Here is a 25,796-nt window from a genome sequence, read left to right on the forward strand (position 1 = left end):
GGCCCGGTCACCAGGACCGGGCCGGTCGAACCGGCGGGACGCTAGGCGGAACGGTACCTCGGGAACGCGCCGGCCCCGGCGTAGCGCGCCGCGTCGGCCAGCTCCTCCTCGATCCGCAGCAGCTGGTTGTACTTGGCCACCCGCTCGGAGCGGGCCGGGGCGCCGGTCTTGATCTGGCCGCAGCCGGTGGCCACCGCGAGGTCGGCGATCGTGGTGTCCTCGGTCTCGCCGGACCGGTGGCTCATCATGCAGCGGAATCCGCTGCGGTGGGCCAGCTCGACCGCGTCGAACGTCTCGGTCAGCGAGCCGATCTGGTTGACCTTGACCAGTACGGCGTTCGCCGCCTGCTCGGCGATGCCCCGGGCGATCCGCTCCGGGTTGGTGACGAACAGATCGTCGCCGACGATCTGGATCCGGTCGCCGAGCGCGGCGGTCATCGCCGACCAGCCGGCCCAGTCGTCCTCGCCCAGCGGGTCCTCGATCGACACGATCGGGTACTCGCCGACCAGCTTGGTGTAGTAGGCGACCATCTCGTCGGAGGTCTTGCCGGCGCCTTCGAAGACGTACGCGCCGTCGCGGTGGAACTCGGTGGCGGCGACGTCGAGCGCCAGCACTATGTCGGTGCCGAGCTGGTAGCCGGCGGCACCGACCGCCTCGGCGATCAGATCCAGCGCGGCGGCGTTGGTGGGCAGGTCCGGAGCGAAGCCACCTTCGTCACCGAGGCCGGTGGCCAGGCCCTTCTTCTTCAGCACCGACTTGAGCTTGTGGTAAACCTCGGCACCGCAGCGCAGCGCTTCCCGGAAGGTCGGCGCGCCGATCGGGGCGATCATGAACTCCTGCACATCGACGTTGGAGTCGGCGTGCGCGCCACCGTTGAGGATGTTCATCATCGGCACCGGCAACAGGTGGGCGTTCGGCCCGCCGAGGTACCGGAACAGGCTCAGCTCGGCGCTGTTCGCGGCGGCCTTCGCGACCGCCAGGGAAACGCCGAGAATGGCGTTCGCGCCCAGCCCGGACTTGTCCGCGGTGCCGTCCAGATCCAGCATCTTCTGGTCGATCAGCCGCTGCTCGCTCGCCTCGAAACCGACCAACTGGTCGACGATGCGCTCCTCGATGTTGGCCACCGCCTGCTCGACGCCCTTGCCGGAGTAGCGGTTCTCGTCGCCGTCACGCAGCTCGATCGCCTCGAAGGCTCCGGTGGACGCGCCGGACGGCACTGCGGCGCGGGCGATGGTGCCGTCGTCGAGCCCGATTTCGACCTCGACGGTCGGATTGCCGCGCGAATCGAGAATCTCCCTGGCGACGATTCCCTCGATGGTAGCCACTGTGTCGCTCCTCGTGATCAAGTCCCGCAAGGCCGCGACGGTGCGGCCGACCGTTCCGGTGGCAGCGTATCGGGCGACGGTGACGCTGCGGGCGCTGGCTTCCGAAACGCGGGATGTACACGTCGGGAACCACCCGGATCCGGCATCGATCCCATTTACTGACATTGATGATAATCGGTTTGCGGCGGGTGGACAGGATCGGTCACCCTGTCACCATGCGTGCAACGGAGAACCGGTTCCGCCGCGCCGCAGCGGCCACCGCCGCCGGCACGCTGCTGCTGGTCGCCGGCTGTCAGACCATCGCCGACGCCGGCCAGACCATCCAGCCGGCCGACCTGGTCAACGAGCTGGCCGCCCGACTCGACGGAGCCAGGGCGTTGACCTACTCGGCCGAGTACCAGCTGGTCGGCGGGGCCAGTGCCAGCATCGTGCAGGCGCAGACCCCGCAACGTACCGCGTACGTCTACCCGGGCGGCAAGCTGATCGTCACCGACGAGACCACCACCGAGTGTGACACCGACGACTCCCCGCCGGTCTGCACCCTGACCAGCGGGCCGCCCCCTTCCGCCCAACCGGATCCGGAGCTGTTCACCGACGCCAACGCCGGCGGCCTGGTGACCCCACCGGTGGTGATCACGCTACTCAACGCCACCGCGCTGGATCCGGCGGCCGTGGTGAGCCAGAACGACACCACGATCGCCGGCAGACACGCCACCTGTGTGCAGGTCAGCCAGGTGCAGGGGGCGGCGGTGTCCCGGTTCGACGTGTGTGTCACCACCGAAGGCGCGCTGGGCAGCTTCACCGGGGTGGTCGATGGACAGACCGTTGAATTCGCGATAAGCCGGTACAGTGACACTGCCGACGAGACCGCCTTCACGCTCCCCCACGGAGCCCGGTCCGTCGACCGTCGACCCAGCCCGGCGTAGCGGGCCGTCCGTGGCCGACCCGGCCCCGCCCAGCCGATTCGTACCCGATGCCCGGGTGGGCCAGGGCGCCGACCCGGCCGATCCGTGTCTGGTGGTGGCCGGCCGCCGGCTGCTGGTCGGAGCCGACGGCGGACTACCGTCGGTGGCCGATCTACCGGCCGGCACCGAGTGGGTGCCGCTGGGCAGTCTGGACGGCACCCGGGTGTGGGCAGCCGGCCTGCCCGCCGTCGACGACCAGCTCGGCGGTTGGCGGAGCTGGCCGGCGATGGCCGGCGAGCTGGGTGAGCCACTCGCCGCGCTCGCCGGACGTGCCCTGCAGGTGATCACCTGGCGGCGTACCCACCGGTTCTGCGGAGCCTGCGCCACAGAACTGGTCGAGGTGCCCGGCGAGCATGCCCGCCGCTGCCCCGGCTGCGACCTGTACGTACCGATGCAGCTCTCCCCCGCCGTGCTGGCCTCGATCACCCGCAGTCCCGGCCCCGACGGTGACGAGTTGCTGCTGGTCCGGCACACCTACGGGCCAACCGCCGTCTGGGCCCTGGTCGCCGGCTTCGTCGAGGCCGGCGAGACGCTGGAGGAGGCGGTGCACCGCGAGGTCGCCGAGGAGGTCGGCCTCGACGTGCACAAGGTGGACTACTTCGGCAGCCAGCCGTGGGCGATGTCCGGACCCGGCGTGGTGCTCGCCGGTTTCACCGCCCGCGCCGCGCCGGACGCCGAACCGGTCGTCGACGGCCGGGAAATCGCCGAGGCCCGCTGGTTCGCCCTGGACGATCTGCCGACCGAACTGCCGGCGGCGTACTCGATCTCCCGCTGGCTGATCGAACACCAGCGCGCCGGCAGGTCAGACCGGCAGTAGCGCCGGCAGGTCAGACCGGCAGTAGCGCCGGCAGGTGCCGCGGCGGCGGCGAGCCGTGCGCCAGCATCGCGTCGTGCCACTGCCGCGCCGGTACGCCGGCCGGCCGCGCCGTCGCCACCTGCGCCACCTCGGCGTAGCCCACGAAGTACGTGGACAGCTGGGTGGAGGTCAGCAGCGCCCGCCGCCACTTGCCGGCCGCCTCGCCCTCCTCCTGGAAGCCGCGGCCGGTCATCAACGCCATCGCCTCGGCCTGCGGCAGCTCCGCGCAGTGCGTCAACTGGTCCAGGATCGCGTTGATGGTCATCCGCAGCTGCATCTTCAACTGCTGCAACCGTACCGGCAGGCCGCCGAAACCGGCGTCGACCATCATCTCCTCGGCGTACACCGCCCAGCCTTCGACGAACGGCCCGGACCGGCCGACCGCCCGCACCCGGGTGGTGCCGAGGAACCGGCGGGCGTGCGCCAACTGCAGGAAGTGCCCCGGCATCGCCTCGTGCACGGTCAGGTTGCGCACCATGTGGTCGTTGTACTCACGGTAGAACGACTCGACCCGCCCGGCCGGCCAGCCCGCCGGCGTCGGTGCGATGCAGTAGAACGTCGGTACATCGGCCCGCTCCAGCACCCCCGGCGGGTCGCAGTAGGCCACCGCGACGCCCCGGGCGAACTCCGGCATCTCCTGAATGACGCACCGGTCGTCCACCATCGACACCAGATCGTGAGCGGCGACGAACTCGGTTGTCTCCCGCATCGCGGTCTGCGCCAGCGACACGATGGACGAGTCGTCCGGATGCTCGGCGGCCAACCGGGCCAGCGCGGTGCGTACCGTCTCGTCGGTGGCCGGCCCACCGGTCAGCTCGGCCGCCGCCACCCGGATCTCACCGGTCACCCGCTCCAGGTTCGCCCAGGCCCGGTCCAGTACGTCGGCGGCAGTCAGCTCGGTGTCCAGGGTGTGCCACAGCTGGGCCTCCCACAGCCGCCGGCCCAGCCGCGGATCCCGCCGGTCGACGTCGCGGTCCAGGCTGTCGCGAAGCCAGCCGGCGAACTCGTCCAACGCGAACGCCGCCTCGGCCGCCAGCGGCTCGACCTTGTCCCGCAGCCCCGGCTCCTCGGCCAGCAGCCCCGGCACCTGGTCGCGAACCAGCGCGGCGGTACCGGCGAACTGGCCGGCGGCGGTCTCGGCGTGGATAGCCGGCACGCCGCGCAGCGTCTCGCGGGCGGTGGCCAGCACGTCCGGTACGGCGCCGAGCCGCCCGGCCAGGCTGGTCAGCCGCTGCGCGGCCGGCGCGAACGGGCGGGCGATCAGCCCGTGCAGTAGCGCCCCCGGGTTGTAGACCAGCGGATTCCACTCCCGGGAGCGCACCTCGGTCAGCTCGAACAGCCGCCGGTCGACCATGGCCGACAGGATGGTGTGGTCCACCCGCTCCTGGGTGGACAGCATGTCCGCGTCCACCTCGGCGAGCGCGTTGGTGGCATCCAGCAGCATCGTCGCGGTCGCGGCGACCCCGTCGACCGACAGGTCCGGCAGCCGGTCGTCGTGGCGGTGGTCGCCGGCCGACGACGCCAGAGCGGGGTCGCTGGCGAGCAGCGCGTCGATGATGCGTTCAGCCAGAGGTACGAACGACGCCATGCCACCGACCCTAGGCCATCCCACCGACGCTGTGCGTCGAGCAACCCGGCGAGTGTCCGGACCGCCGACTCCAGTTCGTCCGGTCAATACGCGGCATAGCCGAGCACCAGTCCGGGCCGAGCCGCCGGTGGTGGCGGCCCGAGCCGGGCTGCGGACAGCGAAACCGGGCGCTCGCCGGCGAGGTGGCGTTCTCACTGCTCGCCGCCGCCCTGCTGGACCGGCTCGGGGCGGTACGGGTCTCCGCGTACAGCTGCGGGTTGGCGGTGCCGATGTTCGCGCTGGCCGCGCTCGTCGCCGGGGAGGCGACCCGCTGGCGGCTACCGACGGCGGCCGAGGCGGCGGCGCTCGGCTACCTGGCGGTGATTCTGACCGTGGTGGGGTTCCTGGCCTGGTTCACCGGGCTGCGCCGGCTCGGGTGGAACGCGCCGGCATGTTCATCGGTGTGCTGCCGGTCGCCACCCTCGTCTCGGCCGCTCTGCTCGACCGGGAACCGCCGTCGGCCGGGCAGAGCGTCGGCGTACTGATCGTCGCGACCGGCCTCGCCATCGGGTTGGGTCGAGATTCGCCGGACCGACCCCCCTCCCGCCGGGTAGTCGACGCCGCGCCGGTCGAGCCAGAACACCAGCAGGGCGTGCGGCGCGGTTAACCCGGCCAACACCGCGAAACCAGTGGACAGCCCTACTTCCGGCGTGGCCGAGACGGCGAACGGCACCAGGACAACCAGTACGGCCCCGGTAGGGATCGCCGCCTGGGCAGCGAACCGCCACATTGCCGGACCGAGCCGACCGGCGGCCAGGGTGGCAGCGTTGCCGGGGTCGGCCACCAGCAGCCGGGCCACATGCCGCACCGAGTGACCCGCCGCGAAGTAGGTGCCGAACGCCCACGCGGGCGGCACCAGCACGAACACGGCGATCAGCAGCCCGAGGTATCCGGCGTCACCGCGCCGGCCAGCCCGCAGGTCGTCGACCATGGTGGCGACCACCGCCGCGCCAGCGAGCGCTACGGCAGTCACCCGGGCCTCGGTGCTCAGGAGGTACGCCGAACCGGCGCCGATGCTCTCCAGCAGCGGATCAACCTGGTCCGGCCAGAGCGTCAGCGGCAGCAGCACCGGCGGCGCTCCGTAGGCGAGCACGGCGTACGGCCGAGTCGGTGTTCGTCGCGCGTCCCGTTGCCGGTGGAACGCCTCGTCACCGGCGCCGAAATGGACCATCGCGAGGATGAGGAAGGCGACGAACGCCGGACCGGGGGCGCGGTAGCAGATCCACCAGACGAGGACTGCGAGGCAGACGTACCCGACGAGTAGACCTGCCCGTGCTCGCCATTCGTCGGCGGCGGGTTTCAGCCAGGCCGGCACCAGATGGTCAACGGCACCGTGGGGTAGGCCGAGTAACAGCCCCACCAGCAACGGCAGCGTGGAATCGGCCGTTGATGTCGGGTGGCTCAGCACCGGCAGTTGGATCAGCAGCACCGCGCCGAACGCCGGGACGACGACCCGCCCGGCACGGCGCAGCAGCCAGCGGCCGGCACTCAATGCACGACGTGCAGCGCATCCCGGTTGGCGAACAACCGCAGCCGCCCCAGGTCGAACGCGCTCCACACGATCTTCATCAGCACCGTCAGGACCACGAACACCGCCGTCGTGGTGGGCTCATCGAACACGCCGAGACCGGCTGGCCCCACCAGCCAGACCAGGGTGAAGCCGAGCCACAGGGCGCTGAGCAGCGCCGCCAACTGGTTGAAGTGAGTCCGCATGTGGTCCGGCTGCTGGGCCGCCGCTCTGCGCAGCGGCCCCCAGATCACGGCATAGTTGGCGCCGAGCGCGAGCACGCCTACGCCGTAGGCGAGGTACCGCGTGGTCGGTTCGAGCGCCAGGTCACCGACCAGTCCGCAGAAGATCATGGGAACGCTGGTCACTACCACGAGGGCCACCAGGTCGGTCCTCCTGCCGGCCGACGCATGCGTTCCGACCAGCACCAGCGCGTAGCCGAGCAACGGGGCGGTGACGATCCAGTCGGCGTAGTACCCCCAGTGCACGGCATGGTCGCCGACCGTGGTCAGGGTGCCGCCGAGCGCCATCACCGAGTGCCAGATGGCAGACCAGATCAGGATGACGATCGCGAGCAGGTACACGGCGACCGGGACGCCCTTGGGCTCGCGCATCCAGCGGACGAAGTACAGCACGGCACCGAGCGCGACCACCACGAAGGACCACAACCACAACTGCGACACCACGAACCCTCCGCAGTCGGGAAGCCCGCCGGAACATCCTCCCAACGGTATCCCCTTGCCACGCTCTTGGTGGCCATTCGCAACATCAGCCGACCTGCCAGGTGCACCGTCCACCTAGGCTTGAGTCGTGCAGGCGGAGCCAGTGGCGTGCTCCGACCTGCCGGGCCGGGTGCGGGCGTGGGTCCGGAGAGCCTGTCGACGCGGCTGTGCACTTCCGGGCAGCGGTGGGAGAATCACCGATCATGAACGAGCAGGCCGGCACCGACGAGAGCATCCACGAACCGACCGACGGCGGTACGGCAGCACGCGCGCCCCGGCGGCAACGGTGGACCCGCCGCGCCCCATGGCTCGCCTTCGTCATCGCCGCCACGGTGCTCGTCGTCGACCAGCTGACGAAGATGTGGGCGGAGGCGACGCTGACCCGGGGCGAGCGGACCCCGCTGATCGGCGACGCCCTCGGCATTCAACTGATCTACAACCCGGGTGCCGCGTTCTCCTTTGGCGAGAACACCACGTGGATCTTCACCATCGCCGCCGCGATAGGCGTCGGCGTGACCGCCTGGTTCGCGTGGCGGGCCCGCTCCCGGGCCTGGGCAACGGCGCTCGGCCTGGTGCTGGGTGGGGCGTTCACCCATCTGCTCGACCGGCTGTTCCGGAAGCCGTCGTTCGGGCAGGGCCACGTCGTCGACTTCATCGCGTACTTCGACTGGTTCATCGGCAACGTCGCCGACATCGCGCTCTTCTTCGGCGTCGTCACGTTCCTCACCCTGGAACTGATCGGCATCCGGCTCCGCCCGGAGGTATCCGAGCCGACGACCGGTGACGGTGCCGACCGGTGACGCCACGCCACACCGCCGTCACCCGGTCACTGTCGTCACCCGGCCGCGGCGCGGACGGCGGCGGCGTACGCGAGGGCTGCCCGGCGTAACGCGCCTTCGGCGTCCAGGCCGTCGGCTCGGGCCTGCGCGACCAGCGCAAGCAACTGCGCGCCGAGCCGCGTCGACGGATCCGCCGCACCGTCCGGCTTCAGGTCGGCCGCGTCCGGCTGCGGCAGCGGTACGTCGACCCCAGCGCGTCCAGCCCGCCGCAGCACCTTGTCGGCCAGTGACAACGCCGGCTGGGCGAGCACGATCCCGTCCATCGGTGAGGCAGTGCCGCCCGCCTCGGAAGCGACACCCGACGCGGCCCGCTCGGCGGCCTTGATCCGCTCCCAGTTGTCGATGATCTCATCGACGTCGGCCACCGCGACACCGGCGAAGACGTGCGGGTTGCGGCGAATCATCTTCGCCACCAGGCCACCGGCCACGTCGTCGACGTCCCAGCGTTCACCGTCCGGCAGCTCCTGGGCGAGTCTGGCGTGCAGCACCACCTGCAGCAGCACGTCACCCAGCTCGTCGCGCAGCGCCGTCAGGTCACCGGCGGAGATCGCGTCGTACGCCTCGTAGCTCTCCTCCAGCAGATACCGCGCCAGCGAGTCGTGGGTCTGCTGCCGCTTCCACGGATCGCCGCCCGGTGAGACGAGCCGGTCGATCACCTCGACCGCGTCGAGCAGCCGGGCGCCGGGCGGATCCCAGGAGCCGTACATCAGCTCCAGCTCGGCCAGTGCGGGCTCGCGGGCCAGCCGCAGACCCAGCTGGCGGGCCAGGTCCTCGTCACCGGCCGGACCGGCCAGCCACACCGCCGTACCGTGCTCGGCGGCGGCCGCCAGCAGCGTCTCCTCAACCGACTCCGACTTCGGTGCCGGCACAGTGACAGCGCCACCGGCGACGCTGACCGCCGCGGCCAGCTCACTGTCCGCGGCGGCGAACACCGGAAACCGGCGTACGACGTCCCAGGCCTGCGCGGTGAGCAGCCCGGCCGGCAGCCGGGGCGAGGTGACCAGCAGGATGATCCGGGGGTTCACTGCCGTTCGGAGACCGTGCCCGAGTCGCCGTCGCCCAGCGGGATGCCGACCGCGATCACGTTGCCCTGAGGCGCCTGGAAGCTGAGCACCGGAAACTCCAGCGGACGGTACCGCGGGTTGACCGTCACGTCCTGCTCGGCGACCGCGTCGGCGAGCGCATCGCGGGCGGCCAGCGAGGAGCGCAACTGCTCACCGTCGAGCTGGCCGGCGGCCTCCTCGTCGGTGACCTCGTCCGGGATCACCCCAGCGGCCCGGCCCTTCTCGACCAGGTCGAACAGCTCTTCCCGGGTCGGCTGCACCTGGCCGCCGGCCTGCAGACCGACGATACAGGTCCAGGCCTGCGAAGCCGTCTGCCCGTACTCCGATGCGGGCGGCAGACCCAACTGCTCCGGGGAGACCGGCTGCGCGCCGCTCGGCGCATCGAGCTGGGCGCAGACGTCGGCGAGCACCAGAGCGCTGACCACCTGCTGCCGAGTCGGCAGCGGCGGGGCACCCTGCTGGTCGGCCTGCTCGCCGAGCTGGTCGGCCATGTCGTCGATGAGGCTGGTCACCTGCTCCTCGGTGTACTGCTCGTCGCCGACGTAGGCGGCGACCCCGGGCTGCGACCGACAGGCGGACAGTGCGGCGACCCCGACCAGGGCAATGACGGTGATCGACGCCAGACGACGGACACGCTGCATGGACGACACTCTCTCACGCACCCCTACCGGCCGGTGCACCGACCCGGGCACTGTCCGTCGACAGTACGACACCCGTGGTCGGCGGGTCACCGAGCACGTCGCGCAGCAGCTGGGCGCACCAGTCCAGCAGCGCCTGGTCGCGCAGCGGCTCGCCGCCGATCCGCCGGGTCGTCGGCCGGGGCACGCTGACCTGGTCGGCGGCCGACTTGTAGACCGAGTCCGGGTGGTAACGCTTGAGCCGCAGCTGCTTCGAGTCGGGCAGCACCAGCGGGGCGAACCGGACATGCTTGCCCTGCATCGACACGTCTGTCAGCCCGTACGCCTTTGCCAGCAGCCGGAACCGCGCCACCGCCACCAGGTTGCCGACCTGCGCCGGTGGTTCGCCGTACCGGTCGGTCATCTCGGCGACGACCTCCTGCAGCGCGGCGGCGTCGCGGGCCCCGGCCAGCTTGCGGTACATCTCCAGGCGAAGCCGTTCCACGCCGATGTAGTCGTGCGGCAGGTGCGCGTCGACCGGCAGGTCGACCTTCACCTCGGCGGCCTCGGCGTCGTCGGGCGCCTCGCCCTTGAAGTTCTGCACCGCCTCGCCGACCATCCGCACATACAGGTCGAACCCGACGCCCTCGATGTGGCCGGACTGTTCGCCGCCGAGCAGGTTGCCGGCGCCCCGGATCTCCAGGTCCTTCATCGCCACGTACATGCCGGCGCCCAACTCGGTGTGCTGGGCGATGGTGGACAACCGCTCGTGCGCGTGCTCGGTCAACGGCTTCTCGCGCGGGTAGAGGAAATAGGCGTACGCCCGCTCCCGACCCCGACCGACCCGGCCCCGGATCTGGTGCAGTTGGGCCAGGCCGAGCAGGTCGGCCCGCTCCACGATCAGCGTGTTCGCGTTGGGGATGTCGATGCCGGACTCGACGATCGTGGTGCAGACCAGGACATCGAACTCCTTCTCCCAGAAGCCGACCATCACCTTCTCCAGGGCGTCCTCACCCATCTGACCGTGCGCCACCGCGACCCGCGCCTCCGGCACCAGCTCCCGTAGCCGCCGGGCCGCCTTGTCGATCGACTCGACCCGGTTGTGCAGGTAGAAGACCTGGCCGTCGCGGAGCAGCTCGCGGTGGATCGCGGCGGCGACCTGCTTGTCGTCGTACGCTCCAACGGCGGTCAGCACCGGGTGGCGCTCCTCCGGCGGGGTGGCGATCGTCGACATCTCCCGGATGCCGGTGATCGCCATCTCCAGGGTGCGCGGGATCGGCGTCGCCGACATGGTCAGCACGTCGACCGAGGTGCGCAGCGACTTCAGGTGCTCCTTGTGCTCCACCCCGAACCGCTGCTCCTCGTCGACGATGATCAGCCCGAGTGCCTTGAAGCGGGTGGCCGACTGCAGCAGCCGGTGGGTGCCGATGACGATGTCGGCGGTGCCCTCGGCGGCCATGGTCAGCGTCTGCTCGGTCTCCTTGGGGGTCTGGAACCGGGACAGCTGCCGAATCTCGACCGGGAACTGGGCCATCCGCTCGGCGAACGTGTTGTAGTGCTGCTGGGCGAGCAGCGTCGTCGGCACCAGCACCGCCACCTGCTTACCGTCCTGTACCGCCTTGAACGCCGCCCGTACCGCGATCTCGGTCTTGCCGTAACCGACATCGCCGCAGATCAGCCGGTCCATCGGGGTCGACTGCTGCATGTCGCCCTTGACCTCGTCGATCGCCGCCAGCTGGTCCGGAGTCTCGGTGTACGGGAAGGCGTCCTCCAGCTCCCGCTGCCACGGGGTGTCCGGGCCGAACGCGTGCCCCTTGGCGGCCTTGCGGGCCGCGTACAGCTGAATCAGCTGGGCGGCGATCTCCCGGACCGCCTTGCGGGCCCGGGTCTTGGCCTTCTGCCAGTCCGAGCCGCCCATCTTGTGCAGCGTCGGCTGCTCCCCGCCGACGTAGCGGGACAGCTGGTCCAACTGGTCGGTCGGCACGAACAGCCGGTCGCCGGGCTGGCCGCGTTTGGCCGGCGCGTACTCGATGACCAGGTACTCCCGGTCGGCGCCGTTGACCTTGCGCTGCACCAGTTCGATGTAGCGGCCGATGCCGTGCTGCTCGTGCACGACGTGGTCGCCGGCGCGCAGCTCCAACGGGTCGATGGTGTTGCGCCGCCGGCTCGGCATCTTCCGCATGTCCTTGGTGGACGCGCCCCGGCCGCCGCTGATGTCGGCGCCGGTGACGATGGCGAGCCTGGCCCGTTCGGCGAGGAAACCGTTGCCGACCCGGCCGCAGGTGACGATCAGCTCGCCGGCTTTCGGCGCGTTTGGCACGGTCTCGGTGAGGGTCGCGCCGAGCCCGGCGTCGCGCAGCACGCTGACCGAGCGCTGCGCCGGCCCGTGCCCCTCGAAGACCAGCACCACCGACCAACCGTCACCGGTCCAGCGCAACAGGTCGTCGACGACCCGCGCGGTCTCGCCGTGGTAGAGCGGCGCTGGGACGGCGGCCAAGGCCATCGCGTCCCCGACGTCCGGGCTGACGCTCACCGGGGCCAGCGCGTCCTCCCACGGCGCGACGTCAGACGCCGGGTCGGTCGCGCTGTCGGCTTCCGCCAGGCCGAACGGGGACAGCGTCCACCACGGCTGGTCGAGCGCGGCGGCCACCGCGCGTACCTCGGCCAGGGCGCGGAAAGCGGCCGCGCCCAGGTCGATCGGGGCCTGGCCACCGACGGCGGCCGCAGCCCAGCTGGCCTCGAGAAACTCCGCCGAGGTACGGACCAGATCGTGCGCCCGGGTGCGGATCCGCTCCGGGTCGCAGAGCAGTACGTGCGTGTCGGCCGGCATGCAGTGCAGCAGCAGCTCCATGCTGTCGGTGCCGTCGAGCAGGGCCGGGGCGAGGGACTCCATGCCTTCGACCGGGATGCCCTCGGCTAGCTTGTCCAGGATCTCGCCGAGCTCGGGGTGCTGCTGGGCCAGCTCGGTGGCCCGCCGCCGGACCGGTTCGGTGAGCAGCAACTCGCGGCACGGCGGTGCCCACAGGCGGTCGACGGCTTCGATGGTGCGCTGGTCGGCGACGGCGAAGGTACGGATCTCCTCGACGTCGTCGCCCCAGAACTCGACCCGGGACGGGTGCTCGTCCGTCGGCGGGAACACGTCCAGGATGCCGCCGCGAACCGCGAACTCACCGCGCTTGGTGACCAGGTCGACCCGTGCGTACGCCATCGAGACCAGCCGGTCGACGACCTCCTCCAGGCTGGCCGCCCGTCCCGGTGCCAGCTGGACGGGTTCCAGGTCACCGAGCCCTTTGAGCTGCGGTTGCAGCACGGAGCGGACCGGCGCCACGACCACTCGCAGCGGCCCCTGCCGCGTGGCGTCACCGCCGGCCGTCGGTGCGGTGTCGGCGTCGGGGTGCGCCAGCCGGCGCAGCACGGCGAGCCGCCGCCCGACGGTGTCCGAGCGGGGCGACAGCCGCTCGTGCGGCAGCGTCTCCCAGCTCGGGAAGACCGCGACCTGGCCGGCCGGCAGCAGCTCGCCGAGGGCGGCGGCCAGGTCGTCGGCCTCCCGGCTGGTTGCGGTGACCGCCAGTACCGGCCGCCCCGCCCCGCCGGCCTCGGCCCGGGCGGCGACCGCCGCGACGGTGAACGGACGCAGCGCCGGCGGCGCGGTGACGTCCAGCCCGTCCTTTTCTGGCGTGGCGATCTTCGCCAGGTCCCGTACCCGGGTCAGGGCGGGATCGTTGAGAGCGGCGCTGAGCAGGCCGGCGAGCGCGGTCATGATCACAACCTTCGCGGGTGGGATACGCCTGGTCGCGTCACGCGCCGTGGCACGCACACGCGACGACAACCCCACGCCCGGTCCGGGCGGGGGGTCAGGCCTATCAGCCTATCCGCCCGCCGATCCGCCCTCACCTACTAACCTCGCCGGACATGGGCACACCGACCGAGAAACGGTTCGTCGAACTCAGCCACGTCGTCCGGGACGGCATGGTCACCTATCCCGGACTGCCTGCCCCGGTGATCACCGAGTGGCTCAGCCGGGAAGCGTCGGCCGAGCGGTACGCGGCCGGCACCACGTTCCGGATCAACCAGATCACGATGATCGGCAACACCGGCACGTACCTGGACGCCCCGTCGCACCGCTGGTCAGAAGGGGCGGACCTGGCCGGACTGCCGCTGGAGAGGTTGGCTGATCTGCCAGGCGTGGTGGTCCGGGTGCCGACCGCCGCGCGAGCGGTGGACGCCGCGCTGCTGCGTGCCCACCTGGCCGGGGCTGCCGTCGTCGGCGACGCGGCCACCGACGGCGGCACAGCCGCCGGCGGCGCGGTGGCGGGGCGGGCGGTGCTGCTAGACACCGGCTGGTCGGCGCACTTCGGCACCGAGCGGTATGCCGCCCCGGACCACCCGTACCTGACGGCGGACGGGGCGGAACTGCTGGCCTCGGCAGGAGTCGCCCTGGTCGGCATCGACTCGATCAACATCGACGACACCGCACCCGCCGCCAACGGTGCCCGGCCGGCGCACAGCGTCCTGCTGGCCGCCGGGATCCCGATCGTCGAGCACCTGCGTGGGATCGGCGAGCTACCGGCGTACGGGTTCCGGTTCAGCGCCGTACCGCCGATGTTCGCCGGGCTGGACACCGCGCCGGTCCGCGCGTACGCCATCGTCGACTGACCCGTACGGTCGCCGACCGGCGACGCGCCGGCCTCGACCGTCAGCCGGCACCCGTCAGGCTGCGCGGCGGCGTCGGGGCGCGACGTCGTCGTGCAGCAGTCGCGGGATGAGCCAGGTCAGGGCAAGCGCCTGCGCGCCGTCGACCGGCCACTGGTCGACGTCGTCACCGAGCCGAAATTCCAGCAGTACGCCGCCAGCCGGCAGCGCCGCCGTACCGGTCATGCCGGCCGGCTGCCTTCGGGCCGCCTGCGCTGGTTCGGCCGGATCGAGTTGCCAGCGGCCGACGGCGACGTCCACGCAGGGGTGCTCCACTGCGGGGATGCGGTGCAGGCGAGACGAGTGCCAGGCGGCGCTGTCGGGCGTGGTGGCGCAGTCGGGGCCGCGCAGACACCACGGCGGATGGGCACGCTTCGGTAGATTGCTCATGGGCCGGGGGTCCTTCCCGGTCAAGGCCCGGGATCCTGGAGCGCCAACTCCACCCGGGCCGCCTACAGATCTCATCGCTTCGACCTGCCACGGTCGACTAAGTCAATCTAGAATTACCTGTCATGTCAGGTCAAGCCCTGTCGGTTCTTGACATTGACGCTCGGACGAGATCCGTGATCACATGGGCATACCTGCCACGGAAGTCATGCCCATGCCTGCCTACACGAAGAAGCAACGCCTGATCGACACACTGACCTCGCGGATCGAGTCGGGCGAGTACCCGCCCGGCGCGAAGCTGCCGTCCGGCACCGAGATGTGCGCTGAGTTCGACGTCTCCCGCCAGGTCGTCCGCGCCGCGATCGACTGGCTGAAGGCACGCGGGCTCGTCGATGGCGCACCCGGCGCCGGTGTCTTCGTGCGGGAGCAGTCGGACCGGTAACGAGCCGACGACTCATGCGCGACAGCTACCAACGGTCGTCGGGCAGATCACGCTCCGACATCTGCCGCCAAAACCGGATCAGTGCCCACCGAGGGACCGCCTGCCACGGTGCCCGGTTCACGAACCACGCCCGCCAGAACCCTGGCCGCCACGGACCGTCCTGCCAGTAGCCGCGCTTCCAGAACTCAGCGCGCCAGAAACCGAACCAGACGGCACCGGCCAGGTCCGCTTGGCGGGCACAAAAGCTCTGGTCCATCTGGTACGTCAGCCGTTCGCCTCGGGCTGGCAATGGGCAGAGTCGGAACGGGCAGCCGTGCAGGCAGGTCTTGCCCGGTTCGCCACGTTCTTTGAGGTCAAGGTTCCGTTTGACCCGCAATGCCTCGCGGTCACTCGTCATACAAGGCGGTAGATCGTTGCGGTCCGACCGGGCCAGCCGCACCTCCCGGCGGTCCGGGCTATCACCTCGGTCGGCAAGGTTGTAGAGGAGCATGATGTCGGCCAGCAGGCGCTGCGCTCGGGGCACCAGCAGACTCCAGCCCATCGAATCGGGGATCCACGACGTCTGGTGCCACCGGACATCCTCCGACGGGCTGCACGCGCCGACCCGGCTTGCCGTCTCGCTCTCGTCGATCCAGATGTAGCGTTCGGGACGCAGCGTGAGCAGCGCGGACACGCAGAATCGGCCGACTTCGGTGACAAATGGATGTGCTTTGCCACGCTCGCTACCGGTTACGGCGCTGCCAGCCAGACCAATCCAGTACTGGACCTGGGCCCAGGGATCGGCCACCTCACCGCCCGGTGGAGCCGACGCATCCGGATCATCGGGTAGCGAAAGCAGGGTGAGCGCCTGGATCAGAGCGATCTGGCTGTACCAGAAACCCGAGTTGCACAGCGCCAGCTCGGCCCGCTCGACCATGAAGCTACGGTCTCGGACCCGGGCGCCTCTGGGCAAGCGACGTAGATTTGCGGCAAGCCGGAAGCCCTGTGCCAGCGCGAGCTCCGCCCTGATCGAGAAACGTGCATGAGGTTGGGCGGGATCCCGCTTGGGCAACGCAAACAGCCACTGGTCGAGCTTCTCGGTGAGCATGTCGTTTCCGCAAGACCTGCTGGCCAGCCGGGACCGGCCGTCGGTTCCCTGGAAATCCTGGTTCTCTAGGGAGGTCGACAGGTAGAGCAGGGGTAGCACCCATCCAACGATCTGGTAGTGGTCATCATTCTTGTGATCCTGCGAAACTCCCATATTGCGGTCCGATAGACCAGTTTGCCCGTCGCCGGTCCCCAACTGCACCTTCTCCGTTGAGACCACCGCCTGTGCGGCAGAGTAGGACGCACGCTTCCCTGCGGTTGGCAGGCCCGACCGTCGCAGCGACAACCAGCGGTACGAAGAACTGTGGCTGGCGGCCGCCTCTGCTGCATATATGACCTCCGATCGCCGAGAGTGATCCAACAGCGGCGGCGGCGCGAGTAGATCCCCCACACACAACTGCTCTACAGCATCGATGCCACCGAGACCGACCTCGCGGGCAGCCGCCAACCGAACGCGGTACGAGTTCTCCTTGAGCGCAATGCGAAACAATCTCTCGTACGGCAGCATTACGCTGCTAACCTCGCCGGTATGGGCTCTATCACAAAGTATCCGCGCGGCGTCGCCAGCTCGCCGCACAAGATGGAGCTTGGCTTCGTCCAACGGCCGGTCAGGTGTGGTCTCGTCCTCACAGAAGTCGTCCCAGCACCCCAGCAACTGATCGATTATCGAATATTGTTCAGGCTCCTCACGCATGGCGTCGATCTCCAGCGCCGCTGCATACATCTCCAAGCGCCAGCATGGAATTATCCAAGCTTTTCCTTCACTCGTCCGCGCACCATCGAGAAGGTCTTCAACTATTCCACACAAGAATTTCCTCTTCCACCCCTCTTCACTCGGCATTCTTGACATCATAATCAACGAGTCCAGCAACTCCCGGCTTGGCTGACGATTGCCAGAGAAACCCTTGCCACCTCGCCCAAGGCCAAATTGCTTCGCAACTCGACGAAAGTCCTTCATGCTTAATCTGGACATGAATTCTGCGGCAAGGTACGCCTGAAGATCACCGTACTGAAAACGCACACCATCCCTTGCCTCATCGACAAATCCCAGCGCTTCACCACGCTGAATGGCGACGACAACACTATCCCTATTCTCGATCTCAACTCTGCCACTAGGAATATAATCACGCAGTCGCACTTGCAGATCATCCCTGATCAGTTCGGCAAATCCACGGTCCTTCCCGCGATCTATATAGAGACGGTCAAAGTGCACGAACTGCGGCGATTGCTGGTTGAGACCAAGACTCAGACAGGCGAACGCCTGAAGGATCTCCTCAGTCATCCTTCGCTCATCTTTGGTATGGGCATAGTCTATTCGGAAACCTCCTTCGCATAGCGCTTCGCACCACTTCCTGAGCAGAGCTAGCCGAACGGTAGCTCGATCCCTTGACTGCCAATCCCCTCTGATGTCCACCTTGGTGCCGCCGAATAGCTCACGGGGCAGCTGATCAGCCCCTTCCAAATCGCGGATGACGCGCAGGAACATCGGCGACTCCGCGACATCCGCCGCATGCACGACAGTCGCAATCTCGGCGAGCGACTGACTCGCCAGGGAGCCGACCCCGTTGCTCGCATACTCGATAGCAGCACCCTCGCCAAGCGGCTCCAGCGCGATTACAGTCGACTTCATGCCGCGCAACGGGTCGTACGGGCGGGAAGCAATCACCAAGGGTAGTCCGTCACCGACGGCACGGCGGATAGCTTCACGTATCGCGCTGTCCCGAGCCGGTGCCCCTTGAATCGCCTCGTCCAACCCGTCCGCCAGGACGGCAACTTCGTTAGAGCGAAAGAGTTCGCGCCAGAGCCGATCGAAATGGCCGCCACTGAAAAGTTTTGAATCGATTTCCTTTTCGAATTTTTCCTTGGCAAGCTTCTTGAAGTCGAGTTCGCCATCTCCGGTTGAATCACGCAGTCGGATCGGAATCGGAACGATTCCTTGCTCCGCCAGCTTGCGGGTCAACTCGACCAATGTTGCGGTCTTGCCGGCGCCGACCCCACCGATGATCACCATCGGAGATCGAGTCGCCGGATCCCGAATCCGTTCGATCAGCACCTCACACAACTCCCGGCGACCAGGCACGTCATCGATAATCTTTGTTGCGGTCTCCACCAGTTCGGTTGGTGTATCAAATGCCTTTCTCCGGTAGAAGCGAATGATCCGCGAATGCGCAAGCAGGTAGTAGACGACGAAGGCGATCGCAAAAGCGACCAACGGGGCAACAAAGCTCCTCAGCTCGCCCAACGCCGCAGTAGGGCTCCACTGCAACCACTGCAACCAGGATGGCAGGATCGACCAGTCCCAGCGCAACCAATTCCGGAGAAGATTGCCAACGGGAACCAACAATTGGAAGATCACGACGGCCAAAGCGATCAGCACCAACGCCAACCTGCAGAGGGCATACCACAGGGTTCGGCGCCAAGGGCGGGCGTCGGTCTGCCGCACCTCGACGGCACGCTGCAGGAGGGGCCGAGACTGGTACTCCACCTCTATCTCGGCTCGACGGACCAAGCGGGCCCACCAGACGCGGGGGGACAAGAGCCAGGATCTTCCGAGCCAGCCGCGCATCACCGTACCCCCGTCCACGGTGCGTCCGGCTGGGGCGAGGTGCCCCCTGCCATCGCGGTCAACGTAGCCCGGTCACTCGTGGTACGAAGGCGTCTTCGTAAAGGAGCAGTCGGATCGGTGACGCAACCGGCCACCGGGACAGCGGTCAGTGAAGCCTGTCGGGCACGCTCTGCCGATGTCTGTCGCCGCCAGAGTCCCCCGCGAGTTGAGGTTCGCCCCGTTCTCCGGTAGCCGAGCGGTGGCTGCCGGCCTGGCCACCTGGCAGATGCTCCGTGGCCCCGCCTGGCAACGGCTGCTTCCCGACGTCTACGTGGAGGCGGCGGCGTTCGACCCCGCCGACCACCGGATGTGGTGCGAGGCGGTGGCGGTGAAGCTGCCCGTCGGCGGGGCGATCTGCGGCCTGAGCGCCGCGTACCTGTGGGGTGTCGACCTGCTCCCCCGCAGAAGCCCGGTGCACGTCACCCTGCCTCGCTCGGTCAGACTCGGCGCGCACCCCCGGCTGGCCGTCTCCCGTCGCGCGCTCGACCCGACCGACATCACCGTTTCGTTCGGCGGTATCGCGTTGACCACCGAGGTACGCACGGCGTTCGATCTGGGCCGTCTGCTGCCCCGGGCCGACGCGCTCGCCGCGCTCGACGCCATGTTGCACCGCCGTCTGCTGCACGCTGATGCCCTCACCGGCTACCTCGACACCAACACCGGCGGGCGTGGCATCGCCCAGCTGCGTGAACTCGTCACGCTCGCCGAGCCGTTGGCCGAGTCGCCGATGGAGTCGCGGCTCCGGCTCCTACTGCACGACGCGGGCCTGCCTCGCCCGACGGTGCAGTACGAAGTACGCCGGCCGGCGCAGCAGGCGACGTCGCGACGACAGGCACAGGCAGCGGATGGTGCCGGCCGGGGTCGCTTCATTGCTCGGGTCGATCTTGCCTACCCGCAGTGGCGAATCGCCATCGAGTACGAGGGTGACCACCACCGGGAGCGCGCAACGTTCCGCCGCGACGTGGGTCGTTACAACGCGCTACGGGCCGCCGGCTGGCTCGTCCTGCGCTTCACGGCGGACGACGTCCTCCGACAAAGCGGACAACTCGCCCGGATGGTCCGGCAGGCCATCGCCGAGCAACGCCAGTGATCGGATCGAGGGAACCTACATTGTTGTCATCCGGCTGGTTTGACGACCATACAGGTTCCCTCGCTGAGCAGGTGGGGGTGACCGGCTCCCCTCGCTGCGTGGGCGCCGCCCCAGCAGGGGACATCTCCGGTTGGGCGGGTCAGACCAGAAGGGGACATTTCGGGACGGTACGCCGAACGTTGAGACAAGACTCACCAGTTTCCCCGTGGCCGGGGGGACGGCCGATAACATCCAAGTTGTCGGACAGCGCCGTCCTTCGTACTCGCGTGAGGAGCGCCCAGTGACTGAGCTGTCCGCAAACCCGATGCCCGACGCCCAGCAACTCGCCGCCACCCAACCCGCAAACGCCCAGCAACCCGGCGCCACCCAGGCCGGCAGCACGCAGGCCGGCACCGATGCTGCTGGCAGCGGTCAGGATCATGACGGGCCGGACGCGGCGCTGCGGGCCGACATCCGCCGGCTCGGCACCCTTCTCGGCCAAACGCTGGCCCGGCAGGAGGGCCAGCCGCTGCTCGACCTGGTCGAGGAAATCCGTACCCAGGTACGGAGCGACGCCGAGGCGGCCGCGGCCCGGCTCGCCGCGATGGACGTGACGACGGGTACGAAGCTGGCCCGCGCCTTCTCCACCTACTTCCACCTGGCGAACATCACCGAGCAGGTGCACCGCGCCCGGGACCTGCGCCGCCGCCGGGCCACCGAGGGTGGCTGGCTGGACAAGGCCGCGACCTTGATCTCCGCTCGCGGAGTGTCGGCCGACGAGATCGCCGCCGCCGCCCGCCGGCTCGCGGTACGCCCGGTGTTCACCGCGCATCCGACCGAGGCGGCCCGCCGGTCGATCCTGTCGAAGCTGCGGGCGGTCGCCGACGAGCTCGACGTGGAGATGTCCGAGGCGGTGCTGTACGGGGCCAGCGAACACGCCTCGTCGAGCAGCCGGCGCCTGGCCGAGCTGCTGGATCTGCTCTGGCAGACCGACGAGTTGCGGCTGGACCGCCCGGACCCGACCGACGAGGCCCGTAACGCCGTCTACTACCTGCGTGACCTGTACGCCGACGCCGCCCCGCAGGTACTCGACGACCTCGCCGACACGCTGCGCAGATTGGGCGTTGAAACCTCACCGACGTCACGGCCGTTGACCTTCGGCAGCTGGATCGGCGGCGACCGGGACGGTAACCCGTACGTCACCCCGGCGGTGACCCGGGACGTGTTGATGATCCAGCACGAACACGGCATCCAGGCCACCGACGAGGCGATGGACGCGCTGATCAACGAGGTGTCGGTGTCCCGGCGGCTGCGCGGCGTCTCGCTGGACCTGTCGGCCAGCCTGGCCAAGGACCTGGACGCGTTGCCCGAGGTGGCGCCCCGGTTCCGGCGTACCAACGCGGAGGAGCCGTACCGGCTGAAGGCCCGGTGCGTGAAGGCGAAGCTGGCGAACACCCGGCTGCGGCTCAACCGGGGCACCGCGCACGTGCCGGGCCGTGACTACCGCGGCTCCGACGAGCTGCTGTCCGATCTGGAGCTGATGCGGGCGTCGCTGGCCCGCAACTCGGGTCAGCTGACCGCGGTCGGCAAACTGGCGTCTGCGATCCGCACGGTGTCGGCGTTCGGTCTGCACCTGGCGACGCTGGACGTACGCGAACACGCCGAGGCTCACCACGCGGTGCTGGCCCAGATGTACGCCCGGGTCGGCGAAGTGACCGACTACAACTCGTTGTCGCGGGCCGAGCGGACAAAGCTGCTGGCCGACGAGCTGACCGGCCGGCGACCGCTGTCCAGCATGGACGTTCCGTTGACCGAGTCGGCGCGCAAGACGTTCAACGTGTTCGGCACGATCCGCGAGGCGCAGCAGCGGTTCGGCCCGGAGGTCGTCGAGTCGTACATCATCTCGATGACGTTGGGCACCGACGACGTGCTGGCCGCTGCGGTGCTGGCCCGCGAAGCCGGCCTGGTCGACGTGCACAACGGGCTGGCCCGGGTCGGCTTCGTGCCGCTGCTGGAGACCCCGGCCGAGCTGGACTCCGGTGGCGACCTGCTGGACGAGCTGTTGTCGCTGCCGGCGTACCGGGCGATCGTGGCCGCGCGCGGCGAGGTGCAGGAGGTGATGCTGGGCTACTCCGACTCCAACAAGGAGGCCGGCATCACCACCAGTCAGTGGAAGATCCACCGGGCGCAGCGGGCACTGCGGGATGTGGCGGCCCGGCACGGCGTACGGCTGCGGTTGTTCCACGGTCGCGGCGGCACCGTCGGCCGGGGCGGCGGGCCGACGCACGAGGCGATCCTGGCCCAGCCGTACGGCACCCTGGACGGCTCGATCAAGGTGACCGAGCAGGGCGAGGTGATCTCCGACAAGTACACGATCCCCGCCCTGGCCCGGGAGAATCTTGAGTTGACGGTCGCGGCGGTGCTGCAGGCGACGCTGCTGCACACCGAGCCGCGCCAGCCGCTGGAGTTGCTGGAGAACTGGGACGCGGCGATGGACGTGGTCTCCGACTCGGCGTTCCGCTGCTACCGCTCGCTGGTCGAGGACCCGGACCTGCCGGCGTACTTCTGGGCGGCGACCCCGACCGAACTGCTGGGCGCGCTCAACATCGGCTCCCGGCCGGCGAAGCGGCCGAACACCGGCGCCGGGCTGGGTGGGCTGCGGGCCATCCCGTGGGTGTTCGGCTGGACCCAGTCGCGGCAGATCGTGCCCGGCTGGTTCGGGGTCGGCTCCGGGCTGGCCGCCGCCCGCGAGGCCGGTCTGTCCGACGTGCTGGGCGAGATGTTCGGGCAGTGGCACTTCTTCCGCACGTTCCTGTCGAACGTCGAGATGATGCTGACCAAGACCGACCTGAGCATCGCGCGGCGTTACGTGGAGACGCTGGTGCCGGGTCCGCTGCAGCCGATCTTCGACAAGATCACCGAGGAGTACGAACGCACGGTACGCGAGGTGCTGGCGATCACCGGCTCGTCGAGTCTGCTGCAGAACAACAACGTGCTGCAGCGCACCCTCGCGGTCCGGGACACCTACCTGGAGCCGCTGCACCACCTGCAGGTGGCGTTGCTGCGGCAGTACCGCGACTCGGGGGCGGCGACGCGGACGGTGGCGACCGCGCCGGGTGCCCGGCGGGCGCCGAGCGACAACACCGCGCTGGAGCGGGCCCTGCTGACCACGGTCAACGGCATCGCCGCCGGCATGCGCAACACCGGCTGACACCTGAGCCGGCGCACCGCAGACGTGGTGGGCTGGCGCACGGCAGACGCGGCCGGGCCGGCCGACCAGCGGGGAGACTGGTCGGCCGGCCCGGGCACCCCCGATGCGAGCCGCTCGGTGCGGTCGGGTTCAGCTGGTTTCGCCGGCCACGCTGAACGAACGGAGCCGGTCGATGGCGAGCAGGGTGAACAGCACCGCGATCACTGCGGTCATGATCACCGATACGGTGACCGACACCTGGCCGTCGAACAGTGTCGTGGCGGCCATCCGGTCGGCGAAGGTGACCACGTACTGCTGGACGGAGAGCACCTGGGTGCCGGAGACGATGTTGCCCAGCAGCCCTTCCCAGATCAGCACGTAGACCAGGCCGAGCAGCACCGGACGGCGGGTGACCAGGCTCAGCGCCACGAACAGCGCCGAGTACGCCAGCGCTCCGGCGGCGCTCGCGGCGGCCAGGGCCAGGCCGAGGCGCACCGATTCGGCGAGCACCCCGGCGACGTACAGCGGCACCGCGACGGTCAGCGTGGTGACACCGAACGCGACGACGAGCTTCGGCAGCACGATCTGCCAGCGCGGCAGCGGCTTGCTGAGTACGTGCACGATGGTGCCGTCGTCGATCTCCGAACCGAGCACCCCGGTGCCGACGATCAACGCCACCACCGGCAGCACCACGGCCAGGCCGAGCGCGATCAGGACCGGCTGGGCCCAGTTACCCGGCGCGACACCGAGCCACCGGCACAGGACGGCGAGGGCGATCACCAGCACCGGCAGCGGCAGCAGGAGCAGGAACCGGCGGCGGCCGAACAGCCCACGCGCGGTGATCCACATGACGGTCGAGTTCACGGCTCTCAGGCCTCCACGAGGTAGGAGAAGACGCTCTCCAGGGATTCGTCCGACGGCAGCAGGCGGTGCACCCGGATCCCTTCGGTCAGCGCGATCCGGGGCAGGGCGCGGGTGAAGCTGCCGTAGTCACCGGCCCGTACGGTGATCCCACCGCCCTTGGGCAGGTCGACGCCGGTGACCGAGTCGTGGCGCAGCAGTGCCACCGCCAGGGCCCGGTCGTCGCTGGACTGTACGGCGAACACGTGCGGCCGGTTGGTCATCAGCCGCCGGATGCTGCGGAAGTCGCCGGAGGCGGCCAGCCGGCCGGCGACCATCACCTGGACGGTGCCGGAAACCTGCTCGACCTCCTCCAGGATGTGCGAGCTGAACAGGATGGTCCGGCCGGCGTCGCCGAGTGAGTGCAGCAGCGTCATCATGTGCATCCGCTGGCGCGGGTCCATGCCGTTGAACGGCTCGTCGAGCAGCAGCACCGTCGGGTCGTGCACCAGCGCGGCGGCGACCCGGGTGCGCTGGCGCATCCCCTTGGAGTAGGTGCCAATCCGCCGGTCCTGCGCCGGAGTCATCTCGACCAGCTCGATCGCCCGCCGGGCGGCGGCCGCAGGGTCGGCCAGCTTGTGCAGCCGGGCGCTGGCCAGCACGAACTCGTACGCGGTGAGGAAGCCGTGCACCGCCTCCCGTTCGCTGACCAGCCCGAGTTTGCGGTAGACGCCCGGGTTGCGCCAGGTCGGTTCGCCGTCGACGGTGACGGTGCCCCGCGATGGCGGCAGGAAGCCGGCCATCATGTGCAGCAGCGTGGTCTTGCCGGCACCGTTCGGGCCGAGCAGGCCGGTGACCCCGGCACCGAGGGCCATGCTGACATCGTTGACCGCGACGACGTTGCCGTACCAGCGGGACACCCCGGCGAGCTCGATCGCGGCGGGGCGGCCGGCGGGGCCGGTAGCGGCGGTGGCGCCGGTCGCGGCGGGCGTGGCCGGGGGCGTGGCGGCCGGGCTGGAGGTCGAGGTTGAGGTGGTCATCGACGGGCCGCCTTCCGGTAGCGGGCGATCAGGGCGGCGATGCAGCCGGCGATCAGGACGAGGGTGACCAGCCCGTACAGCGGGCCGAAGCCGCCGAGGTCCTGACCGGTGCCGGCCTCGGTCACCAGGGCGTCCCGGAACAGCCAGATCCCGGTGCCCTGCACCAGGCTGGACGGGGCGGCCAGCCCGGCGAGCTGGTTGGCGGTGACCGACGGCAGCACCGACAGCACGCCGACGATCGGGGTGGTCATCAGGAAGACGGCGACCACGCCGCCGGCGGCGAACGCCCGTTTGCCGGTCACCGAGGCGATGACCAGGCCGATCGCGCTGAACACGCCCGCCCAGAGCACGGCGTACGCCAGGCCCGGCGCGAGGTCGGTGACCTCGTCCCACACCCCCGACCAGCCGGCGTCGGTGGTGAACGCGCCGCCGAGGAACATCACCAGCTGCGGCGCGCCGAGCAGCATGAACACGGCAGTGGCCAGTGCGGCGAACTTGGCCAGCGGGTAGTCGACGAGCCGCAGCGGCCGGGAGAAGTACAGCGGCAGTACACCGCTGCCGAGGTCGCGGGAGACCAGTTCGGGGGCGACCACCGCGACGAAGAAGATCACCAGCCAGCTCATCGTGTCGGCGAACTGCGCGTAGCTGAGCAGCACCTGGCCGATCTGGGCGCGGACGGCCACCAGGCCGGCGGCGGCGACGACCACCACCCCGACGATGAACCAGGGAAAGATCTTGGCCTTGGCGCTGCGGCCGAGGCCGAAGGCGGTACGCAGACTGTGCGCGTAGAGCGCGCCGACGACGTGCCGGCGACCGAGCCGGGCTCCGGTGTAGCGCTGGTATCCGATGTCGTGGATGACGCCGCCCGGCGCAGCGGTCGAGGTGCTGCCCGCAGCGGCCAGGCCGGCCGACGTCGGCCCGCT

19 protein-coding genes are annotated in these 25,796 nt (G+C 69.7%); 7 read left to right on the top strand and 12 right to left on the bottom strand.

Annotation, left to right across the window (positions count from 1 at the left end):
* Positions 1–41 precede the first annotated feature (41 nt).
* Positions 42–1,325 carry a phosphopyruvate hydratase gene (gene eno, locus O7553_RS23250; protein WP_281551780.1) on the bottom strand — a complete coding sequence of 428 codons (1,284 nt, stop codon included), beginning with the start codon at positions 1,323–1,325 and terminating at the stop codon, positions 42–44.
* Positions 1,326–1,540: 215 nt separating this feature from the next.
* On the opposite strand from eno, the gene O7553_RS23255 reads away from it, so the two are divergent.
* Entirely contained in the window at positions 1,541–2,251 is a 711-nt protein-coding gene (locus O7553_RS23255) for a hypothetical protein (RefSeq protein WP_281551781.1), read from the top strand.
* 10 nt (positions 2,252–2,261) lie between these two features.
* Positions 2,262–3,107, top strand: a complete 846-nt coding sequence (gene nudC, locus O7553_RS23260; protein WP_281551782.1) for an NAD(+) diphosphatase — start codon at positions 2,262–2,264, stop codon at positions 3,105–3,107.
* 10 nt (positions 3,108–3,117) lie between these two features.
* On the opposite strand, the gene O7553_RS23265 is transcribed toward nudC, so the two are convergent.
* From O7553_RS23265 to O7553_RS23275, 3 genes are all read right to left on the bottom strand, one after another.
* On the bottom strand, positions 3,118–4,734 hold the full coding sequence (locus tag O7553_RS23265; protein WP_281551783.1) for a DUF885 domain-containing protein: 1,617 nt from the start codon (positions 4,732–4,734) through the stop codon (positions 3,118–3,120).
* 349 nt (positions 4,735–5,083) lie between these two features.
* On the bottom strand, positions 5,084–6,265 hold the full coding sequence (locus tag O7553_RS23270) for a Brp/Blh family beta-carotene 15,15'-dioxygenase (RefSeq protein WP_281551784.1): 1,182 nt from the start codon (positions 6,263–6,265) through the stop codon (positions 5,084–5,086).
* A complete protein-coding gene (locus tag O7553_RS23275; RefSeq protein ID WP_281551785.1) occupies positions 6,262–6,966 on the bottom strand; it encodes a bacteriorhodopsin in 705 nt (234 codons plus the stop codon). The genes O7553_RS23270 and O7553_RS23275 overlap by 4 nt, the downstream gene beginning before the upstream one ends.
* A 239-nt stretch (positions 6,967–7,205) precedes the next feature.
* On the opposite strand from O7553_RS23275, the gene O7553_RS23280 reads away from it, so the two are divergent.
* On the top strand, positions 7,206–7,802 hold the full coding sequence (locus O7553_RS23280) for a signal peptidase II (RefSeq protein ID WP_281551786.1): 597 nt from the start codon (positions 7,206–7,208) through the stop codon (positions 7,800–7,802).
* Positions 7,803–7,837: 35 nt separating this feature from the next.
* On the opposite strand, the gene O7553_RS23285 is transcribed toward O7553_RS23280, so the two are convergent.
* From O7553_RS23285 to mfd, 3 genes are read right to left on the bottom strand one after another with little or no spacing between them, the layout of a single operon-like run.
* Positions 7,838–8,866 carry a MazG family protein gene (locus O7553_RS23285; protein WP_281551787.1) on the bottom strand — a complete coding sequence of 343 codons (1,029 nt, stop codon included), beginning with the start codon at positions 8,864–8,866 and terminating at the stop codon, positions 7,838–7,840.
* A complete protein-coding gene (locus tag O7553_RS23290) occupies positions 8,863–9,546 on the bottom strand; it encodes a hypothetical protein (RefSeq protein ID WP_281551788.1) in 684 nt (227 codons plus the stop codon). Before O7553_RS23290 ends, O7553_RS23285 begins: the two co-directional genes overlap by 4 nt.
* A gap of 13 nt (positions 9,547–9,559) precedes the next feature.
* Entirely contained in the window at positions 9,560–13,282 is a 3,723-nt protein-coding gene (gene mfd, locus O7553_RS23295) for a transcription-repair coupling factor (RefSeq protein WP_281551789.1), read from the bottom strand.
* 152 nt (positions 13,283–13,434) lie between these two features.
* Here mfd and O7553_RS23300 point away from each other — a divergent pair, with 152 nt between their 5' ends.
* Entirely contained in the window at positions 13,435–14,178 is a 744-nt protein-coding gene (locus O7553_RS23300; protein ID WP_281551790.1) for a cyclase family protein, read from the top strand.
* A 54-nt stretch (positions 14,179–14,232) separates the two neighbouring features.
* Here O7553_RS23300 and O7553_RS23305 read toward each other — a convergent pair whose 3' ends face one another.
* Positions 14,233–14,604 (bottom strand): hypothetical protein, encoded by a 372-nt coding sequence (locus O7553_RS23305; RefSeq protein WP_281551791.1) that lies wholly within the window; start codon positions 14,602–14,604, stop codon positions 14,233–14,235.
* Between the two features lie 211 nt (positions 14,605–14,815).
* On the opposite strand from O7553_RS23305, the gene O7553_RS23310 reads away from it, so the two are divergent.
* Positions 14,816–15,043, top strand: coding sequence for a winged helix-turn-helix domain-containing protein (locus tag O7553_RS23310; protein ID WP_281551792.1), 228 nt, complete (start codon positions 14,816–14,818; stop codon positions 15,041–15,043).
* A 25-nt stretch (positions 15,044–15,068) separates the two neighbouring features.
* On the opposite strand, the gene O7553_RS23315 is transcribed toward O7553_RS23310, so the two are convergent.
* Entirely contained in the window at positions 15,069–18,506 is a 3,438-nt protein-coding gene (locus O7553_RS23315) for a hypothetical protein (protein WP_281551793.1), read from the bottom strand.
* A gap of 364 nt (positions 18,507–18,870) precedes the next feature.
* Here O7553_RS23315 and O7553_RS23320 point away from each other — a divergent pair, with 364 nt between their 5' ends.
* Positions 18,871–19,824 (top strand): DUF559 domain-containing protein, encoded by a 954-nt coding sequence (locus O7553_RS23320; protein ID WP_281551794.1) that lies wholly within the window; start codon positions 18,871–18,873, stop codon positions 19,822–19,824.
* Positions 19,825–20,104: 280 nt separating this feature from the next.
* Positions 20,105–23,014, top strand: coding sequence for a phosphoenolpyruvate carboxylase (ppc, locus tag O7553_RS23325; protein ID WP_281551795.1), 2,910 nt, complete (start codon positions 20,105–20,107; stop codon positions 23,012–23,014).
* Between the two features lie 129 nt (positions 23,015–23,143).
* On the opposite strand, the gene O7553_RS23330 is transcribed toward ppc, so the two are convergent.
* The 3 genes from O7553_RS23330 to O7553_RS23340 are packed head-to-tail and all read right to left on the bottom strand — an operon-like array spanning position 23,144 to position 25,775.
* Complete coding sequence (locus O7553_RS23330; RefSeq protein ID WP_123606025.1) at positions 23,144–23,842, bottom strand: ABC transporter permease subunit; 699 nt, start codon at positions 23,840–23,842, stop codon at positions 23,144–23,146.
* 20 nt (positions 23,843–23,862) lie between these two features.
* On the bottom strand, positions 23,863–24,873 hold the full coding sequence (locus tag O7553_RS23335; RefSeq protein WP_281551796.1) for an ABC transporter ATP-binding protein: 1,011 nt from the start codon (positions 24,871–24,873) through the stop codon (positions 23,863–23,865).
* The gene (locus O7553_RS23340) at positions 24,870–25,775 is read right to left on the bottom strand and encodes an ABC transporter permease (RefSeq protein ID WP_281555717.1); all 906 of its coding nucleotides are present in this window, start codon (positions 25,773–25,775) and stop codon (positions 24,870–24,872) included. The genes O7553_RS23335 and O7553_RS23340 overlap by 4 nt, the downstream gene beginning before the upstream one ends.
* Positions 25,776–25,796 lie beyond the last annotated feature (21 nt).

This window comes from Solwaraspora sp. WMMA2059, from assembly GCF_027497315.1.
In the GTDB taxonomy this organism is placed as follows: domain Bacteria; phylum Actinomycetota; class Actinomycetes; order Mycobacteriales; family Micromonosporaceae; genus Micromonospora_E.

Bases quoted from the DNA above. Each gene is read 5' to 3' on its own strand.
- O7553_RS23255 (WP_281551781.1), top strand. From the start codon at position 1,541: ATGCGTGCAACGGAGAACCGGTTCCGCCGCGCCGCAGCGGCCACCGCC.
- O7553_RS23265 (WP_281551783.1), bottom strand. From the start codon at position 4,734: ATGGCGTCGTTCGTACCTCTGGCTGAACGCATCATCGACGCGCTGCTC.
- O7553_RS23280 (WP_281551786.1), top strand. From the start codon at position 7,206: ATGAACGAGCAGGCCGGCACCGACGAGAGCATCCACGAACCGACCGAC.
- O7553_RS23290 (WP_281551788.1), bottom strand. From the start codon at position 9,546: ATGCAGCGTGTCCGTCGTCTGGCGTCGATCACCGTCATTGCCCTGGTC.
- mfd (WP_281551789.1), bottom strand. From the start codon at position 13,282: ATGACCGCGCTCGCCGGCCTGCTCAGCGCCGCTCTCAACGATCCCGCC.
- O7553_RS23300 (WP_281551790.1), top strand. From the start codon at position 13,435: ATGGGCACACCGACCGAGAAACGGTTCGTCGAACTCAGCCACGTCGTC.
- O7553_RS23305 (WP_281551791.1), bottom strand. From the start codon at position 14,604: ATGAGCAATCTACCGAAGCGTGCCCATCCGCCGTGGTGTCTGCGCGGC.
- O7553_RS23310 (WP_281551792.1), top strand. From the start codon at position 14,816: ATGCCTGCCTACACGAAGAAGCAACGCCTGATCGACACACTGACCTCG.
- O7553_RS23320 (WP_281551794.1), top strand. From the start codon at position 18,871: ATGTCTGTCGCCGCCAGAGTCCCCCGCGAGTTGAGGTTCGCCCCGTTC.
- O7553_RS23330 (WP_123606025.1), bottom strand. From the start codon at position 23,842: ATGTGGATCACCGCGCGTGGGCTGTTCGGCCGCCGCCGGTTCCTGCTC.
- O7553_RS23335 (WP_281551796.1), bottom strand. From the start codon at position 24,873: ATGACCACCTCAACCTCGACCTCCAGCCCGGCCGCCACGCCCCCGGCC.